Here is a 15860-nt window from a genome sequence, read left to right on the forward strand (position 1 = left end):
ACTCAACGCACAGGCTCCCAGAACAGCCACGGCAAACCAGGCGAGGTGTTTAACCAGACGGGTTGTCATTGCATGTCTCCTGCCGATATCCAGTGGATTGCGGCGATTGTTTTTATAGTGTGCCCCGGCTATTCGGAGCCGGCCCAATATCCCTGCAAGCCGTCAATAAATAAATCCGTAGTACTACGTAGATGCCCGGTGCGGACTCCCCTGTGGGAGCGAGCTTGCTCGCGATGAGGCCCTGTCCGTCAACATCAGCGGCGACTGATCGGACGCCATCGCGAGCAAGCTCGCTCCCACAGGGGTTAATGGGCGTCTACAGATTCAGTGTCTGTCCCCACAGGTTTCCCTCTCCTATCCGGCGGCCGGTTTGACATATGATGCCAAGCATCGACCTCTCCCCCGCGAGTCCGGACAGGAGTACCCATGTTGCTCAAACACAAAATCGTCGCCCTGGGGATCCTGCCCCTGGTCCTGGCGATCGCGGTGATCTGCGCGTTGGTGATTTCCCTCCACCGCCAATTGGGGGATCAGCAAGCGCAATTGATCGAAGACAGCATCCTGGCGAGCAAGCGCGCCGAGTTGAAGAACTATGTCGAGATGGCGCAGAGCCTGATCGCCCCGCTGTATAACGATGGTAAGGGTGACGAGCGGGCGCAGCAGCAGGTATTGGAAGAACTGCGCAAGCTCAGCTTCGGCATCAACGGTTATTTCTTCGTGTACGACCGCCAGGGTCGCAGCCTGATGCACGCGCGCCAGTCGGAACTGGTGGGCCAGTACCTCTGGGATATGAAGGATCCCCATGGCCTGCCGGTCATCCAGGCCCTGATCAAAAGCGCCGAGTCCGGCGAAGGTTTCCAGCGCTATGCCTGGAACAAGCCCTCCTCCGGCCAGGTTACCGACAAACTGGCCTATGTGGTGATGCTGGAGCGATGGGGCTGGATGCTCGGCACCGGGATTTACCTGGAGGATGTCGAACGCGCCACCCAACAAGCTCGCGACGAAGTGGCCCAGGGCATCCACACCACCATGTTGGCGATTGCCGCCGTCGCCCTGGTGGCGGTGCTGCTGGTGTTCGCCGGCGGCATGACCCTCAACGTCAGCGAACATCGCCTGGCCGACAAGAAACTCCAGCGCTTGAACCAGCGCATTGTCAGCTTGCAGGAAGAAGAGCGCTCGCGGGTGTCTCGCGAGCTTCACGACGGCATCAGCCAGTTGCTGGTGTCGATAAAATTCCAGTTCGAACTCGCCAGCCACGTCCTTGAAAATGGTCAGGAGAACGGCCTGGGGATCCTGAAGAACGCCACGGACCGACTGGGCGAAGCCATCGGCGAGATCCGCAGCATTTCCCACGACTTGCGCTCTTCCCTGCTCGACACCCTGGGCCTGCCGGCTGCCATCGGCCAGCTCGCCAGCGAGTTCCAGCAGCGTAGCGGACTCGAAGTGTCCTACCGCAGCAACGAGTTCGATTGTCGCCTGGAGAATGGCGCGCCGGTCTCGCTGTTTCGCATTGCCCAGGAGGCGCTGACCAACATCGAACGGCATGCCGGGGCGAAAAGCGTTGGCATCACCCTGTTCGGCTCCGCCCAGTCCCTGCGCCTGACCGTGGTGGATGACGGCATGGGGTTCAACGTCCCGCAGGTCGAACGCGGCCATAGCGGCATTGGCCTGCGCAATATCCGCGAACGGGTCGAGCATTTCGGCGGTAGGCTGGAAGTAAGCTCGGTACCGGGACGCAGCGAACTGGACATTCTGCTGCCAATGAACATGTCTGCGACGCAAAGTTGATGCCCCGCCCACCCAATACGAGTACCTGCCGATGAACCTGCCTGCCGTGATCCGCGTCGCACTGGTCGACGACCACTCCCTGGTCCGCGACGGCATCAGGGCCCTGTTGTCCGTGATGCCGCAACTGGACGTGGTAGGCGAAGCCGAGAGCGGTGCGCAAGCGATCGACATGGTCGGGCGCTGCCAGCCGGACCTGCTGCTGATGGACATCAGCCTCAAAGACATGAACGGTCTGGAACTGACCCGGCTGCTGGGTAAGCAATACCCCAGCCTCAAAATCCTGATCCTGAGCATGTACGACAATCACGAATACGTGAGCGAGTCGGTGCGCTCCGGCGCCAGTGGCTACGTCCTGAAGAACGCCCCGTCGCGGGAAATCATCGCGGCCATCGAGGCCATCATCGGCGGCGGCACCTTCTACAGCGCCGAAATCGCCCAGCGCCTGGCCAGCGACACCACCAGCGATAACGAACTGACACCCCGCGAGAGCCAGGTGCTGGCCAAGATGGTCCAGGGACTGAACAACAAGGAAATGGCCCGCGAGCTGGACATCAGCGTGCGCACCGTCGAAACCCACCGCCTGAGTATTCGCCGCAAGCTCAACATCGATAAGCCGGCGGCGCTGGCGAAATACGCGATCGACCATGGGCTGATTTCTCGTTAGCCCAGGCCGGCCACGGCCTTTGTGGCGAGGGAGCTTGCTCCCGCTGGGCTGCGTAGCGGCCCAGGGCTCTGACGATTGCTGCGCAATCGAGCGGGAGCAAGCTCCCTCGCCACAGGGTCGCGTACCTCGCGATGCTCCGGTGACAGCCCCCGCCGCGTTTTACTACACTGCCCCGCTCCCCTCCTTTGCTCGCGAGCCGTCCACGCCATGAAAAAAACAACAAGCACAATGACGATCTTCGGCCTGATGGCGCTCTGCGGCAGCGCCTTGGCCGAGCCTGCGGCCTCGCACCTGGACCAGGTGCTGCAACGCGGCGAGCTGCGGGTGTGCACCACCGGCGACTACAAGCCCTACACCTACAAGACCGATACCGGAGAGTACGAAGGGATCGACATCGACATGGCCCGCTCGCTGGCGACCAGTCTCGGCGTCAAGGTGCAATGGGTGCAGACCACCTGGAAAACCTTGATGCCGGACATGCTCGCGGAAAAATGCGACATCGGCATGGGCGGGGTTTCGGTGACCCTGGAGCGTCAGAAGAAAGCCTATTTCAGCAACACCCTTGACGTGGACGGCAAGATCCCGCTGGTGCGCTGTGAGGACCAGGCGCGCTACCAGACCATCGAGCAGATCAACCAGCCTTCGGTGCGCCTGGTAGAACCGGCCGGCGGCACCAACGAAGCCTTCGTGCGGGCCTTCCTGCCCAAGGGCCAGCTGGCCTTCCATGACAACGTGACCATCTTCCAGGAACTGCTGGACAAGAAAGCCGACGTCATGATCACCGATGCGTCGGAAGCGCTCTACCAGCAGAAACTCAAGCCAGGCCTGTGCGCCGTCAACCCCACCCACTACCTGCAATACGGTGAGAAGGCCTACCTGCTGCCCCGTGACGACCATACCTGGAAAATGTACGTCGACCAGTGGCTGCACTTGAGCAAGGCCAATGGCAGTTACCAGAAGGTGATTGCGCAGTGGCTGGCGGTGCCTGCGGCTCAGTGACTGCTTGCTGATGCAATGACACCTGTGGGGCGAGCCTGCTCGCGATGGCGGTGTTTCAGTTGGCCTCGATGCGACTGACCTGACGCTATCGCGAGCAGGCTCGCTCCCACAGACGGCCTCATTGATCCAGGCATTTGTATCGCTCTGTATAACAACTGCGAATTGATACGAAACATTGATTTCAGGCCCTTGCGGCACACATCACCGATACACCCGGGCGTTTAACTGTGCACACCGGACAGCAGCGAGCCAAGCGCTGGCGCCGGCCACTCAATTAACGCAAGGAGAATCATCATGTCCAACATCTCGAAACTGTCTTCCCTGGCAATCGCCCTGGCATTGATTGGCGGCATCGGCCTGTCCAGCATCGCTTCTGCGAAGGTCGTGACGGCCTTGACCCAGAATCAGGTTGAACAGCAGTTGGCCGAAGGCGGCTCCGATCGACTGATCGAAAACCGTGTGGCCGAAGGCGGCTCCGACCGACTGATCGAGAACCGCGTCGCCGAGGGCGGCTCCGACCGGCTGATCGAGAACCGCGTCGCCGAGGGCGGCTCTGATCGGCTGATTGAAAACCGCGTCGCTGAGGGCGGCTCCGACCGGCTGATCGAAAACCGTGTGGCCGAGGGCGGCGCCGATCGGTTGCAGGAGCTGCGTGAGCGCAACTCGGCAGCGGTGGTGTAGGACCATGCCGGGCACGGCCCGCGCTGACCATTCACCAAGAAGCACAAATGCAGGTGTCGGGCCACGCTCCCGGACACCTGCCGATGCTCGGGCGGCGCGTACGTGTCCCGCGAACACTCCCCCATTGTGGGAGCGAGCCTGCTCGCGATAAGGCCCTACCCAGCGACCTCATGCACCGGATCGGCGTCCGCCGCCCCCGGTTCTAACACCTTCGTATAGCGCGTTAATACCCAGACATGTCGCCACTGACCTTATGTAGAAGTGTCGGATCGCAGGGCCGCGAATACCATCGTCCCTAGCGAACCGAAACTGGATCGGCTGATGCGCCGCACTTTTTCGGCACTTCGCAACACGGTCACGCTGAAACAGTTGAACAATTCAACGTATCGATTCTTGTCTTCGGGAGCTCATCATGAAACAGCATATTCTGGTTGTTGGCGCCGGCTTCGGTGGCGTCTGGAGCGCATTGAGCGCGGCCCGCCTGCTGGACCGGCACGAGCGCAATGACATACAGATCAGTGTCCTCGCCCCGCAGGCGGAGTTGCGCATACGCCCGCGCTTCTACGAGCCGGACGTCCACACGATGAAGGCGTCGCTGGACGCATTGTTCGACGTCGTGGGCATCCACTTCGTCCAGGGTTTTGCAGACAGTATCGACACGACGTCTAAGCAAGTCGGCTACCACGACGCCTCCGGCGCCCGGGGTACGTTGAGCTACGATCGCCTGGTCCTCGCCGCTGGCAGCCAACTGATGCGCCCGGCGCTCAACGGCATAAGCGAGCACACCTTCGATGTCGACGAAATCGAACAGGCAACGCGTCTCGAGGCGCACATCAAATCCCTGAAGAACCTGCCCGACAGCCCGGCCCGCAACACCGTGGTGGTGGCCGGCGGCGGCTTCACCGGAATCGAAACCGCCACTGAAATGCCCGCCCGCTTGCGCGCCGTGCTGGGCGAGAACGCCAACATCCGGGTCATCGTGGTCGATCGCGGCCCGCAGATCGGCGCCTCGCTGGGCGAAGGTATTCGTCCGTCACTTATCGAAGCGTCCGATCACCTGGGGATCGAGTGGATTCTCAACGCCTCGGTCGATTCGGTGGATGCCGGCGGCGTCACGCTCTCGGACGGTCAGCGCATCGAATCGAGCACGGTGATCTGGACCGTCGGTTTCCAAGCCAGCCCGCTGACCCAGCAAGTGCTCGGCACTCGGGATCGTCAGGGCCGCTTGCATGTGGACGGCAATCTCAGGGTATTGGGCCAGAACGACATCTTCGCCGCCGGTGACGTGGCTTATGCCGCCACCGATACCTTGGGCAACTTCGCCGCCATGTCCTGCCAACACGCCATTGCCCTCGGACGCTACGCCGGCAACAACGTGGCCGCCGACCTGCTGGGCGTGGCACCGACCGCCTACAGCCAGCCCAAGTATGTGACGTGCCTGGACCTGGGCGCCTGGGGCGCGGTGTACACCGAAGGCTGGGACCGCCAGCTCAAGCTGGTGGGACAGGAAGCCAAGGAGCTCAAGTCCCAGATCAACTCGGTGTGGATCTACCCGCCCGCCGCCGATCGTGCGACAGCCCTGGCAGCGGCCGACCCCTCGATCCCGGTCGCCTGACCTACACGCTCCATCCCGGCCAGTCTTCTCCTTTCTGAGCCGGCTTTTCCCGGACGCCCACCACTGTCATTTCGGCGGGCGTTTTTTTTGCCTGTCCCTATGCACCGCAAGCGTCACCAGCCGACGGTCGCCGACAGCAGCCACGGCGTGCCTGCCCTCTCCTGTTCGACTTGACTATGGCTGACTTCAGTCCAGTAACGACACAATCCGCGGTTCGATCCCTGCCGCATTCACCTCCAGCAACGCCAGCGTCACCGGCAGCTTGAACCGGCGACGTCCGGCGCTGCCGGGATTCAGATAGAGCCGCTCCTCGCGCCATTCGATTTTCGGCTGATGCGAATGTCCGGTAATCACCACCTTCACGCTCGGGTCGAGCAGCGCCGGCACATCCGCGATGTCGTGCACCAGCAGCACGGGCCAGCCACAGAGCTCGAATCGCAGGTACTCGGCCACGGACGCGGCCCAATCGGCTCCTGCATCATTGTTGCCGACCACCACAGACAGCGGGGCAACGGCCGCAAGCTGATCGAGGATATCCGGGCTGCCGATGTCACCGGCGTGGATGATCCGCTCACAGCCTTCAAGCGCCGCAAGCGCTTGCGGGCGCAGCAAACCGTGAGTATCGGAAATAACGCCAACTTTCATGTAGTCTCCTTGGTCAATCACTAGGGCCGACCGGATCCGCGACCAGAGAGCGTTCTCTCCCACGGAATATTGCGCCAGGTTTGAATAAGATAAGCTGCGCACCCATTAGTGCGCAGACAGAACAGTCGTAAAGGAAATGTAAATGCTTGGACGCAAACGGCCGGAGCCCATGCTGCAAAGCTCCGATGAAGCCTTCTCCCCCCAGGCTGCGCGCACTGGAGCGGCGCTGCGGCTGACGGTGAGCTTCATGCTGGTGGTGGTCATCGCCTTCCTGGCCGTCGAAGGCTGGCGGACCTGGCGCGATTACCGTGCTGCCTTCGCCTCGGCCCGCGATTCGGTGACCAACCTGGCGCGGGCGACGGCGCAGCACGCCGAAGATACCATTCGCCAGGTAGACGTGGTGACCGCGGCCCTCAGCGAGCGCGTGGAAGGCGATGGCCTGCGCAACATGGACATCCCGCGCATTCACAAACTGCTGGTGCAGCAATCGGCCATCATGCCGCAGTTGCACGGGTTGTTTATCTACGGTCCCGACGGTGAATGGGTGGTCACTGACAAGGAAGTAACCCCGGAAATGGCGAACAACGCCGACCGCGACTACTTCCAGTACCACCGAACCCACGAGGATCGCAACGTGCGGATCGGCGAGGTGATCAGAAGCCGCTCCACCAACGACCTGATCATTCCGATCTCCCGGCGCCTGAACAATCCCGACGGCTCGTTCGCCGGCGTCATGCTGGGCACGGTCAAGGTCAGCTATTTCGTCGACTACTACGGCGACTTCAAGATCGACGACAAGGGCGCCCTGGTCCTCGCCACACGCAGCGGGACCATCCTGGTGCGCCGGCCGTTCGTGGCCTCGGTGGTGGGCAAGAGCCTGCTCAACAGTGTGATCTTCAAGAATTTCCTGCCCACCTCGAACCAGGGCGTCGCCGAGGCCAGGGCGGTGATCGACGACACCGAACGCCTGTACGGCTACCGGGCCCTGACCACCTACCCACTGGTGGTGGAAGCCGGCCTGTCTCGCGAATCGATTATCGCGCCCTGGCGTCGCGACCTGCTCAAGACCGGCATCGTGCTGGTGTTCCTGATCACCATACTCGTCGGTTTCGGGCTCATTGTCCTGAGCCAGCTGCGCTACCGGATGACCATGGAGAAGCAGATCCGCAGCGCCCACGAGACCATGCGCGATATGGCCCTGACCGACAGCCTGACTGGCCTGGGCAACCGCCGCCGGTTGGACATTGCCCTGGCCGATCAGATTCGCCTGGCCAGGCGCCAGGGTTCTTCTCTTGCATTGATCATGCTCGATGTCGACTACTTCAAGCGCTACAACGACAGATACGGCCACGCTGCGGGGGATGAATGCCTTCGGGCGATCGCAGGGGCGATCCAGCAGACGATCAAGCGCCCGGGAGATCTGGCGGTCAGGTACGGCGGTGAAGAATTCACCGTGTTGCTGCCCAACACGGATAACTCCGGGGCGGCCCAGGTCGCGCAGCAGATCCTGGAATCCGTCCGTGCCCTGAACATCGAGCACGCCGACCATCCATTGGGCATGGTCACTGCCAGCGCGGGCATCACCACCAGCCAGCCGGCCGCCGAAGAGGTCACGCCGGCGATGCTGATCAAGGCCGCCGACGCCTTCTTGTACCTGGCCAAGAACACCGGCCGAAACCGTTGGTGCAGCGCCGGACTGACGCCGCAATAGTCGCCGTGCATCGGTCCGCAGCGCGCAAAACCAAGTCTGCAGGTGCCTGTCGGGCGCCTGGCGGCTACAATGCGCGCTTCGACCGTGACCAGCCTGACTAAAAAACCAATGTCCTTGCCCAAACATCACCTGGAACTGCTCAGCCCCGCCCGCGACGTGACCATTGCCCGCGAGGCCATCCTGCATGGCGCCGACGCCGTGTACATCGGGGGCCCGAGTTTCGGCGCACGACACAACGCCTGCAACGAGGTGAGCGATATTGCCCGGCTGGTGGAGTTCGCCCATCGCTACCACGCCCGCGTCTTCACCACGATCAACACCATCCTGCACGACAACGAGCTGGAGCCGGCCCGCCAACTGATCCACCAACTGTACGATGCCGGTGTCGACGCCTTGATCGTCCAGGACTTGGGGGTGATGGAACTGGACATCCCGCCGATAGAGCTGCACGCCAGCACCCAGACCGACATCCGCACCCTGGCACGAGCCAAATTCCTCGACCAGGCCGGCTTCTCGCAACTGGTTCTGGCCCGCGAGCTGAACCTTGCGGAAATCCGCGCCATCGCCGACGAAACCGAAGCGGCCATCGAGTTCTTCATCCATGGAGCGCTGTGCGTGGCGTTTTCCGGCCAGTGCAACATTTCCCACGCCCAAAACGGCCGCAGCGCCAACCGCGGCGATTGCTCCCAGGCCTGTCGCCTGCCCTACACCCTCAAGGATGACCAGGGCCGCGTGGTGGCCTACGAAAAACACCTGTTGTCGATGAAAGACAACAACCAGAGCGCCAACATCCGCGCCCTGGTGGAAGCCGGCGTGCGCTCGTTCAAGATCGAAGGGCGCTACAAGGACATGGGCTATGTGAAGAACATCACGGCCTATTACCGTCAGCGCCTGGACGCCGTCCTCGAGGACCGCCCGGACCTGGCCCGTGCCTCCAGCGGCCGCACCGCGCATTTCTTCGTGCCGGACCCGGAAAAGACTTTCCACCGCGGCAGCACCGATTACTTCGTCAGCGAGCGCAAGATCGACATCGGTGCCTTCGATTCGCCTACCTTTACCGGCGTGCCAGTGGGTGTGGTGGAGAAAGTCGGCAAGCGCGACCTGCAGGTGGTGACCTTCGATCCGCTGTCCAACGGCGACGGCCTCAATGTGCTGGTCAAGCGTGAAGTCGTGGGCTTTAGGGCCAACATCGCCGAGCCCAAGGGCGAGTTCGAGGAAGACGGCCAGAAGCGCTACCGCTACCGTGTCGAGCCCAACGAGATGCCGGCGGGCATGTACCAGTTGCGCCCGAACCATCCGTTGAGCCGCAACCTGGACCACAACTGGCAGCAAGCGCTGCTCAAGACTTCCTCGGAGCGCCGGGTCGGCCTGGCCTGGACCGCTCGCTTGCGCGAAGAACGCCTGGAACTGACCGCCACCAGCGAGGAAGGCATCAGCGCCAGCGTCACCCTGGACGGGCCGTTCGGCCTCGCCAACAAGCCCGAACAAGCCCTGGAGCAACTGCGCGACCTGCTCGGCCAGCTGGGTACCACCGAATACCACGCCACGAACGTCGAGCTGGATGCGCCCCAGGCGTTCTTCATTCCCAACTCGCAGCTCAAGGCATTGCGCCGCGAAGTCATCGAAACGCTGACCGCTGCCCGCCTCGCGGCTCATCCACGGGGCGGGCGCAAGGCCGAGACCAGCCCGCCACCGGTGTACCCGGAGTCGCACCTGTCGTTCCTGGCCAACGTCTACAACCAGAAGGCCCGCGACTTCTACCATCGCCACGGGGTCAAGCTGATCGACGCGGCGTTCGAGGCCCATGAGGAAACCGGCGAGGTGCCGGTGATGATCACCAAGCACTGCCTGCGCTTCTCCTTCAACCTCTGCCCCAAACAGGCCAAGGGCGTCACCGGCGTGCGCACCAAGGTCGCGCGATGCAGCTGATTCACGGCGATGAGGTCCTGACGTTGAAGTTCGACTGCAAGCCTTGCGAAATGCATGTGGTGGGCAAGATCAAGGGCCATATCCTGGATCTGCCGCTGCCGGGCAGTACGGCGGAGCCGGTGGTGGGTTATATCAGCCCTGAGGATCTACTCAAGACCATTCCTCGCGCACCGCATTAAGCCGCTGCTGCAATCCTGCTCATTCAAGGAGATCACTTAACCTGTGGGAGCGAGCAGGCTCGCTCCCACAGATTTTGCATTGCTCGACCGCGACCGCAGCCACATTTGTTTTTGTACAGGCCTCCTCACGGTGTTAGGTTGTAAGTGATTGTTTCGTCGAACAGACGCTCACTTCCAACCTTCTGCAAAGGAATGCCCCGCAATGGACTTTTCGTTCAAGCACCTGGCCCTGTCCACCCTGATGCTGTCCAGCCTCGCCGCGATCACCACGCCCGCCTTCGCCAATATCACCGCGCAACAGAACGCCGCCATCGTCAAGACCTTTTCCGACAACTCCGTAACGGACTTCCGTCAGTTCCTGGCAAGCGTCGGCAAGAGCGACGTGGCAAAAACCGCCAACCTCGCCCCGGCCATCGATGGGTTCCTCGGCAACCAAACCCTGACCGCCGAACAGCAGAATGAAATCCATCGCCTGCTCGGCCTCTACGCGCGGGTGAAGTATGGCAACGCGGCCACCGAAACCCTGAAGGAGCTGGTCGCCATCCCGACCTTTCGCAAGGAAGGTGTCGCCCAGCACGAGAACCCCGAGTTCCTGAAGATCGCCGACAAGATCCAGGGCCTGGCCAAAGCCTTCAACCTGAACTTCCGCAATGTCGACAACCGCGTCTACGAGATTTCCCTCGAAGGCAGCGGTGACGAAGTGGTGGGCATCCACGCCCATGCCGACGTAGTGCCGGTGACGCCGGAAAACTGGGTGTTGAAGGACGGCACCCGCCTCGATCCGTTCAAGGTCACCCTGGTGGGCGACCGCATGTATGGCCGTGGCACCGAGGACGACAAGAACGGCATCGTGGTGGCGTTGTACGCGATGAAGATCATCAAGGAAGAAAACCTGCCGCTGGCGCGTCATTTCAAGCTACTGGTCGACACCACCGAGGAAACCAGCGGTGACGCCATCCCTTATTACTTCGAACGCAACCCGACGCCCAACTACAACCTGGCGTTGGACGGCGGCTACCCGGTGGTGATCGCCGAAAAAGGCTACGGCACGGTCATGGCGAACTTTGCCCGGCGCCCCGCACAGGGCAAGGGCGCAGAAATCACCGGGCTGACCGGCGGCCTGGCGACCAACCAGATTCCGTCGACCTCGGTGGCGACCTTCGCCAGCGACAAGCCGGCCGAACTGGCCGCGGCACTGCTCAAGGCCGGCAGCGAATATGCCAAGGACAACGGCGGTGACTTCCAGGTGGCCACCCAGGTGGTCGGCAAGGACGTCCAGCTGACCTTCACCGGCGTTTCGGCGCACTCCTCCGAGCCCGAGTCCGGGGTCAATCCGGTGGCGCGCATGCTGGTGTTCATCAACGGCCTCGACGGCAAGGTCGCGCTCAAGCACAACCACATCACCGACGCCGCCCGCTACGCCGCCGACAACTGGGGCCTGGACTACTTGGGTAAAAAGCTGGGGATCGGTTTCTCCGACGACTTCATGGGCCCGCTCACTGCGTCCCTGACCTATGTCGGGATGGACGAAAAGACCTTCAAGCTGGCGGTCAACCTGCGAGTACCGGTGGGCAAGACCACCGAAGCGCTGAAGACTGAAATCGCCGACAAGCTGGCGGTCTGGAGCAAAAAATCCAAGGTGGCCGTGGCCTTCGACTACTCCCTCGACGAGCCGATGTACCGCAATCCTGAAGGCGAATGGGTCAAGGCATTATTGGCCGTCGCCACCGAAAACCTCGGGATGGAGCACAAATACGGCACCTCCGCCGGAGCCACCTCGGTGCATGACCTGCCCAACGGCGTACAGTTCGGCCTGGCGATGCCCGACGTCAAATACACCGGGCATAACGACAACGAGTTCAAGACGGTGGAGCAGTTCCTGCTGGACTTGCAGATCGTGACCGAGATGATGGGCCGGGTCGGGCAGTTGCCGAAGTTGTAGGGCTGTCTTGTTCACCGTGGCGAGGGAGCTTGCTCCCGCTCGGCCGGGCTGGCGCACCAGTGCGCAGCGACCGCAAGCTTTCAGGGCTGCTGCGCAGCCCAGCGGGAGCAAGCTCCCTCGCCACGGGTTTGGCTACTCCTTCAGATTGGCGCTTTGATCCACGGACGGGTCCGTGACGTCCGCCAGCTCCAGCCCCCAATCCCCATGCAGATACCAATCCTCCCCGATCATCTCCGCCGGATGCATCGTTCGATCGGCGCCGTTGCCGCACGCCAGGGCGCTGGCTGCGCAATAGCGGTCGCAGCCCCAGCAGATGCGCTCGGGATGCTTGGGGCTGAGAGGAAACGGCTTGGCCATGAGAACCCCGCTGACAGATGGGTGTACCTGTACCCTACCGCGCCAGCCCTAGGCTTGCCTTGATATCGATCAAAAATCGCCTTGTATCGTCTTTGCACAATCACGCTGAAAATTGACAATAATCATTATTATTCGCAGCGAAGCTTCCTAGACTCGGCCATCTTTTTTTCCAGCCCAGGAAGTCATCATGCGCACCCTTGCTCCCCTGTCTCTCGCCCTGCTGTTTCTCGCGCCGCTGGCGCAGGCCAAGGAATATCCCATCGGCGAACCGCAACTGTGTCCCGGCCTGGAAGTCGGCGCGGTGTATCTGCAACCGATTGAAATGGCACCGGCCGGCATGATGCGCCCCACGGCCGATTCCGATGTGCATCTGGAAGCCGACATCCGCGCCACGGCAGACAACAGGCAGGGCTTCCAGGAAGGCAGTTTCGTGCCCTACCTCAACGTCTCGTTCCTGCTGAAAAAACACGGCAACGACACCGAACTCAAGGGTGACTTCCACGCCATGGTCGCCAATGACGGTCCGCATTATGGCGACAACGTCAAACTGCTCGGCCCCGGCAAATACCAGCTGACCTTCACTGTGCTGCCGCCCGGCGGGCATGCGTCCCTCGGTCGGCATACCGACAAGGAGACCGGCGTCGCCCCCTGGTTCGAACGATGTGAATTGCACTACGAGTTCGTCTATGCCGGGATCGGTAAAAAAGGCGGGTACTGAGTATGAGTTACGCAACTGGCGTAAGGCACATCGCGAGCCACCGACGCCTGGCCCGGTGGATGCTCGCCGGCCTGGTGGTGCCTTGCATCGCCCATGCCCAACTGCCCACTTATGAACTGAGCATCCGCGACGGGCATTTCACCCCGGCGTTGCTGGAAGTCCCGGCAGGCCAGCGCTTCAAGATCGTGCTGAAGAATGTCGGCCAAGGCCCGGCGGAATTCGAGAGCACGCCGCTACGGGTGGAGAAAGTGCTGTCCCCCGGCGTCACGACCTTCGTGGTCATCCATCCGCTGCGGCCCGGGCACTACCCGTTTTTCGATGAATTCAATCCGCAGTTGCCCGAGGGCGGCATCCTCGCCCGGTAATCGCCAGCAGGAGGCGTTTGCATGACTCAATCGATGTTCATTGTCTGGCGCGAAAGCGTCGAGGCATTGTTGGTAATCGGCATTCTCCAGGCCTGGGTCAGCCGCCAGCGGCAAGCCAGCCAGTTGGTGCGCTACGTTTGGCTGGGCACGGCATTGGGGCTGTTGCTTTCAGGCGTGCTGGCCGGGCTGATTCTGTTGGCGGGCGAAGCCATGAGCGGCGCGGCCAATGAATGGTTCCAGGCGGCATTGGCATTGCTCGCCAGTCTGCTGATCGTGCAGATGGTCGGCTGGATGCATCGCCATGCGCGCACACTCAAACATGATCTGACCCGCCACGCCGACCATCGCCTGAGCCGCCAGGGCGGTCTGGGATTGTTGGTGCTGGCGCTGCTGGCGGTCAGTCGCGAAGGCAGCGAAACCGTGGTCTTCCTGTATGGCGCCGGGGCTCGTCTGCAAGGGCCGCCACTGGGCCTGTTCGCTGTGGGCGCGGTGGCCGGGCTGGTGCTGTCGCTGCTGACTGTGGCGGCACTGCACAGCAGTCGCCGGTTCATTTCCTGGCCGCGTTTCTTCGCCATCAGCGAAGCGATCCTGCTGCTGTTGGGGGCGGCCCTGCTGGTCAGCGGCATCGAGCGAATTGCCGGGCAATTGCTGGCGATGGATTGGCCCGAGGCGGTGTATCGCGGCATCGGCGATGCGTTGTGGGACAGCAGCGCGGTGCTGGACGACGGCCATGGGTTCGGCGGGTTCCTGGCGGACTTCACCGGTTATCGCGCCAGCCCCAGTGCGCTGACCCTGCTGGTATGGCTGGGCTATTGGGGCGTGGTCGCGGGTTGGCTGCGGCCACGCAAGCCGGAAAACCTGCCATGCCCGACCTGAACCCCTGGCTCCAGCGCCTGGGCGACGGTATGCGGCGCCACGGTGGAGCCATTCGCCGGATACAGTGGCTGGTGGTGCTGTTCTACGCGGTACTGCTGGTGGTGCCGGCACTTTCGCCATTACCGGACAGCCAGGCGAGGCTGTTCGACAACCTGACGCTGCTGGCGCAGTTTCTGTTCTGGGGGCTGTGGTGGCCGTTCGTGTTGCTGTCGATCGTGCTGTTCGGACGGCTCTGGTGCGGCGTACTCTGCCCGGAAGGCGCCTTGAGCGAATGGGCCAGCCAGTATGGCAAGGGCCTGGGGATGCCGCGCACCTTGCGCTGGGCCGGCTGGCCGACCGTGGCGTTCTGCCTGACCACGGTTTACGGGCAGTTGATCAGCGTCTACGACTATGCCCAGGCGGCGCTGTTGATCCTGGGGGGCTCGACCGTCGCGGCGGTGTTGGTCGGCCTGTTGTTCGCCCGGGGCAAGCGGGTCTGGTGCCGCTACCTGTGTCCGGTCAGCGGCGTGTTCGCCCTGCTCGCGCGCCTGGCACCGGTGCACTTTCGAGTCGACGAACAGCGCTGGCTGGAAAATCCCGCGCCGCGCCGCCCTCCACCCAACTGCGCTCCCTTGCTGGACATCCGGCGTCTGCGCGGCGCCGCCGATTGCCACGCCTGTGGGCGTTGCAGCGGCCAGCGCGATGCGGTGCGCCTGATCGCCCGCTCCAGCAGTGAGGAAATTCTCGATGCTACGGCCGATACGCTGTCGCCCTGGGATGTCCGCCTACTGCTGTTCGGGGTCATCGGCCTGGCCATGGGCGCCTTTCAGTGGACCGTCAGCCCCTGGTTCATCGCCCTCAAGCAAGCCCTGGCGCAATGGCTGGTGGCACACGACCAGAGCTGGGCCTTGGAGGATAACGCGCCCTGGTGGCTGCTGACCCACTATCCCCAGCTCAACGACAGCTTCAGCTGGCTCGATGGGTTTTGCATCCTCGCCTACTTGAGCCTCAGCGCGTTGCTGTTGGGCAGCGTGTTGATGCTGTTGATGCGCCTGGCGGCGAAACTCGCCGGCGATCCCGCGCACGACCGGACACTGGCGATCACCCTGACGCCCCTGGGTGCAGCAGGACTGTTCCTCGGTTTGTCCGCCACCACGGTCAAATTGCTGCGCTACGAAGGCCTGTTGCTTGAATGGGTCCAGCCCGCCAGGGCCGGGTTGTTGCTGGCCGCAATGGCCTGGAGTCTATGGCTGGGCTACAAACGCCTCGAATCGACTGCCCCCGCCCGCCGCCTCTGCGCCATGGCCTGCCTGGTATCAGCCAACAGCCTGGTCGGGTATGGCTGGTGGTTGCAGTTCTGGGGGTGGTGAGCCACTCAACTCAAAACCAAGCCCTGTGGGAGCGAGCCTGCT

At 62.6% G+C, this 15860-nt stretch carries 13 protein-coding genes and 1 pseudogene; 12 read left to right on the top strand and 2 right to left on the bottom strand.

Annotation, left to right across the window (positions count from 1 at the left end; genetic code table 11):
- Nucleotides 1-426 precede the first annotated feature (426 nt).
- The 5 genes from ACLEJQ_RS06045 (at nucleotide 427) to ACLEJQ_RS06065 (ending at nucleotide 5747) form a co-directional block, all read left to right on the top strand.
- The gene (locus ACLEJQ_RS06045; protein WP_440793100.1) at nucleotides 427-1788 is read left to right on the top strand and encodes a cache domain-containing protein; all 1362 of its coding nucleotides are present in this window, start codon (nucleotides 427-429) and stop codon (nucleotides 1786-1788) included.
- Between the two features lie 31 nt (nucleotides 1789-1819).
- The gene (locus ACLEJQ_RS06050; RefSeq protein ID WP_440793102.1) at nucleotides 1820-2452 is read left to right on the top strand and encodes a response regulator; all 633 of its coding nucleotides are present in this window, start codon (nucleotides 1820-1822) and stop codon (nucleotides 2450-2452) included.
- A 207-nt stretch (nucleotides 2453-2659) separates the two neighbouring features.
- Entirely contained in the window at nucleotides 2660-3451 is a 792-nt protein-coding gene (locus ACLEJQ_RS06055; protein WP_440793104.1) for a transporter substrate-binding domain-containing protein, read from the top strand.
- 294 nt (nucleotides 3452-3745) lie between these two features.
- On the top strand, nucleotides 3746-4132 hold the full coding sequence (locus ACLEJQ_RS06060; RefSeq protein WP_440793106.1) for a hypothetical protein: 387 nt from the start codon (nucleotides 3746-3748) through the stop codon (nucleotides 4130-4132).
- Between the two features lie 412 nt (nucleotides 4133-4544).
- On the top strand, nucleotides 4545-5747 hold the full coding sequence (locus ACLEJQ_RS06065) for an NAD(P)/FAD-dependent oxidoreductase (protein WP_440793108.1): 1203 nt from the start codon (nucleotides 4545-4547) through the stop codon (nucleotides 5745-5747).
- Between the two features lie 186 nt (nucleotides 5748-5933).
- Here the strand turns inward: ACLEJQ_RS06065 and ACLEJQ_RS06070 are convergent, their stop codons facing one another.
- Nucleotides 5934-6392, bottom strand: a complete 459-nt coding sequence (locus tag ACLEJQ_RS06070) for a metallophosphoesterase family protein (RefSeq protein ID WP_440793110.1) — start codon at nucleotides 6390-6392, stop codon at nucleotides 5934-5936.
- A gap of 142 nt (nucleotides 6393-6534) precedes the next feature.
- Between ACLEJQ_RS06070 and ACLEJQ_RS06075 the strand changes: the two genes are divergently transcribed.
- The 3 genes and pseudogenes from ACLEJQ_RS06075 to ACLEJQ_RS06085 all read left to right on the top strand — a co-directional run bounded on the left by ACLEJQ_RS06075 (nucleotide 6535) and on the right by ACLEJQ_RS06085 (nucleotide 12153).
- On the top strand, nucleotides 6535-8103 hold the full coding sequence (locus tag ACLEJQ_RS06075) for a sensor domain-containing diguanylate cyclase (RefSeq protein ID WP_440793112.1): 1569 nt from the start codon (nucleotides 6535-6537) through the stop codon (nucleotides 8101-8103).
- Nucleotides 8104-8211: 108 nt separating this feature from the next.
- A pseudogene (locus ACLEJQ_RS06080) lies at nucleotides 8212-10211 on the top strand (peptidase U32 family protein).
- Between the two features lie 202 nt (nucleotides 10212-10413).
- On the top strand, nucleotides 10414-12153 hold the full coding sequence (locus ACLEJQ_RS06085) for a dipeptidase (RefSeq protein ID WP_440793114.1): 1740 nt from the start codon (nucleotides 10414-10416) through the stop codon (nucleotides 12151-12153).
- Between the two features lie 132 nt (nucleotides 12154-12285).
- Here the strand turns inward: ACLEJQ_RS06085 and ACLEJQ_RS06090 are convergent, their stop codons facing one another.
- Nucleotides 12286-12510 carry a DUF3079 domain-containing protein gene (locus ACLEJQ_RS06090; RefSeq protein WP_440793116.1) on the bottom strand — a complete coding sequence of 75 codons (225 nt, stop codon included), beginning with the start codon at nucleotides 12508-12510 and terminating at the stop codon, nucleotides 12286-12288.
- A 187-nt stretch (nucleotides 12511-12697) separates the two neighbouring features.
- On the opposite strand from ACLEJQ_RS06090, the gene ACLEJQ_RS06095 reads away from it, so the two are divergent.
- The 4 genes from ACLEJQ_RS06095 to ACLEJQ_RS06110 are packed head-to-tail and all read left to right on the top strand — an operon-like array spanning nucleotide 12698 to nucleotide 15818.
- On the top strand, nucleotides 12698-13228 hold the full coding sequence (locus ACLEJQ_RS06095) for an iron transporter (protein ID WP_440793118.1): 531 nt from the start codon (nucleotides 12698-12700) through the stop codon (nucleotides 13226-13228).
- A 59-nt stretch (nucleotides 13229-13287) separates the two neighbouring features.
- The gene (locus ACLEJQ_RS06100) at nucleotides 13288-13593 is read left to right on the top strand and encodes a cupredoxin domain-containing protein (RefSeq protein ID WP_440793538.1); all 306 of its coding nucleotides are present in this window, start codon (nucleotides 13288-13290) and stop codon (nucleotides 13591-13593) included.
- 21 nt (nucleotides 13594-13614) lie between these two features.
- Nucleotides 13615-14469, top strand: coding sequence for an FTR1 family iron permease (locus ACLEJQ_RS06105; RefSeq protein WP_440793120.1), 855 nt, complete (start codon nucleotides 13615-13617; stop codon nucleotides 14467-14469).
- The gene (locus ACLEJQ_RS06110) at nucleotides 14457-15818 is read left to right on the top strand and encodes a 4Fe-4S binding protein (RefSeq protein ID WP_440793122.1); all 1362 of its coding nucleotides are present in this window, start codon (nucleotides 14457-14459) and stop codon (nucleotides 15816-15818) included. Before ACLEJQ_RS06105 ends, ACLEJQ_RS06110 begins: the two co-directional genes overlap by 13 nt.
- The last annotated feature ends 42 nt before the right edge of the window (nucleotides 15819-15860 follow it).

This window comes from Pseudomonas sp. SMV71, from assembly GCF_052042015.1.
GTDB lineage: Bacteria > Pseudomonadota > Gammaproteobacteria > Pseudomonadales > Pseudomonadaceae > Aquipseudomonas.

What these genes read in the sequence shown, in the direction of transcription:
- ACLEJQ_RS06100 (WP_440793538.1), top strand. Translation starts at nt 13,288, where the DNA reads ATGCTCGCCGGCCTGGTGGTGCCTTGCATCGCCCATGCCCAACTGCCC.
- ACLEJQ_RS06070 (WP_440793110.1), bottom strand. Translation starts at nt 6,392, where the DNA reads ATGAAAGTTGGCGTTATTTCCGATACTCACGGTTTGCTGCGCCCGCAA.
- ACLEJQ_RS06050 (WP_440793102.1), top strand. Translation starts at nt 1,820, where the DNA reads ATGAACCTGCCTGCCGTGATCCGCGTCGCACTGGTCGACGACCACTCC.
- ACLEJQ_RS06060 (WP_440793106.1), top strand. Translation starts at nt 3,746, where the DNA reads ATGTCCAACATCTCGAAACTGTCTTCCCTGGCAATCGCCCTGGCATTG.
- ACLEJQ_RS06075 (WP_440793112.1), top strand. Translation starts at nt 6,535, where the DNA reads ATGCTTGGACGCAAACGGCCGGAGCCCATGCTGCAAAGCTCCGATGAA.
- ACLEJQ_RS06110 (WP_440793122.1), top strand. Translation starts at nt 14,457, where the DNA reads ATGCCCGACCTGAACCCCTGGCTCCAGCGCCTGGGCGACGGTATGCGG.
- ACLEJQ_RS06065 (WP_440793108.1), top strand. Translation starts at nt 4,545, where the DNA reads ATGAAACAGCATATTCTGGTTGTTGGCGCCGGCTTCGGTGGCGTCTGG.
- ACLEJQ_RS06090 (WP_440793116.1), bottom strand. Translation starts at nt 12,510, where the DNA reads ATGGCCAAGCCGTTTCCTCTCAGCCCCAAGCATCCCGAGCGCATCTGC.
- ACLEJQ_RS06085 (WP_440793114.1), top strand. Translation starts at nt 10,414, where the DNA reads ATGGACTTTTCGTTCAAGCACCTGGCCCTGTCCACCCTGATGCTGTCC.
- ACLEJQ_RS06095 (WP_440793118.1), top strand. Translation starts at nt 12,698, where the DNA reads ATGCGCACCCTTGCTCCCCTGTCTCTCGCCCTGCTGTTTCTCGCGCCG.
- ACLEJQ_RS06105 (WP_440793120.1), top strand. Translation starts at nt 13,615, where the DNA reads ATGACTCAATCGATGTTCATTGTCTGGCGCGAAAGCGTCGAGGCATTG.
- ACLEJQ_RS06045 (WP_440793100.1), top strand. Translation starts at nt 427, where the DNA reads ATGTTGCTCAAACACAAAATCGTCGCCCTGGGGATCCTGCCCCTGGTC.
- ACLEJQ_RS06055 (WP_440793104.1), top strand. Translation starts at nt 2,660, where the DNA reads ATGAAAAAAACAACAAGCACAATGACGATCTTCGGCCTGATGGCGCTC.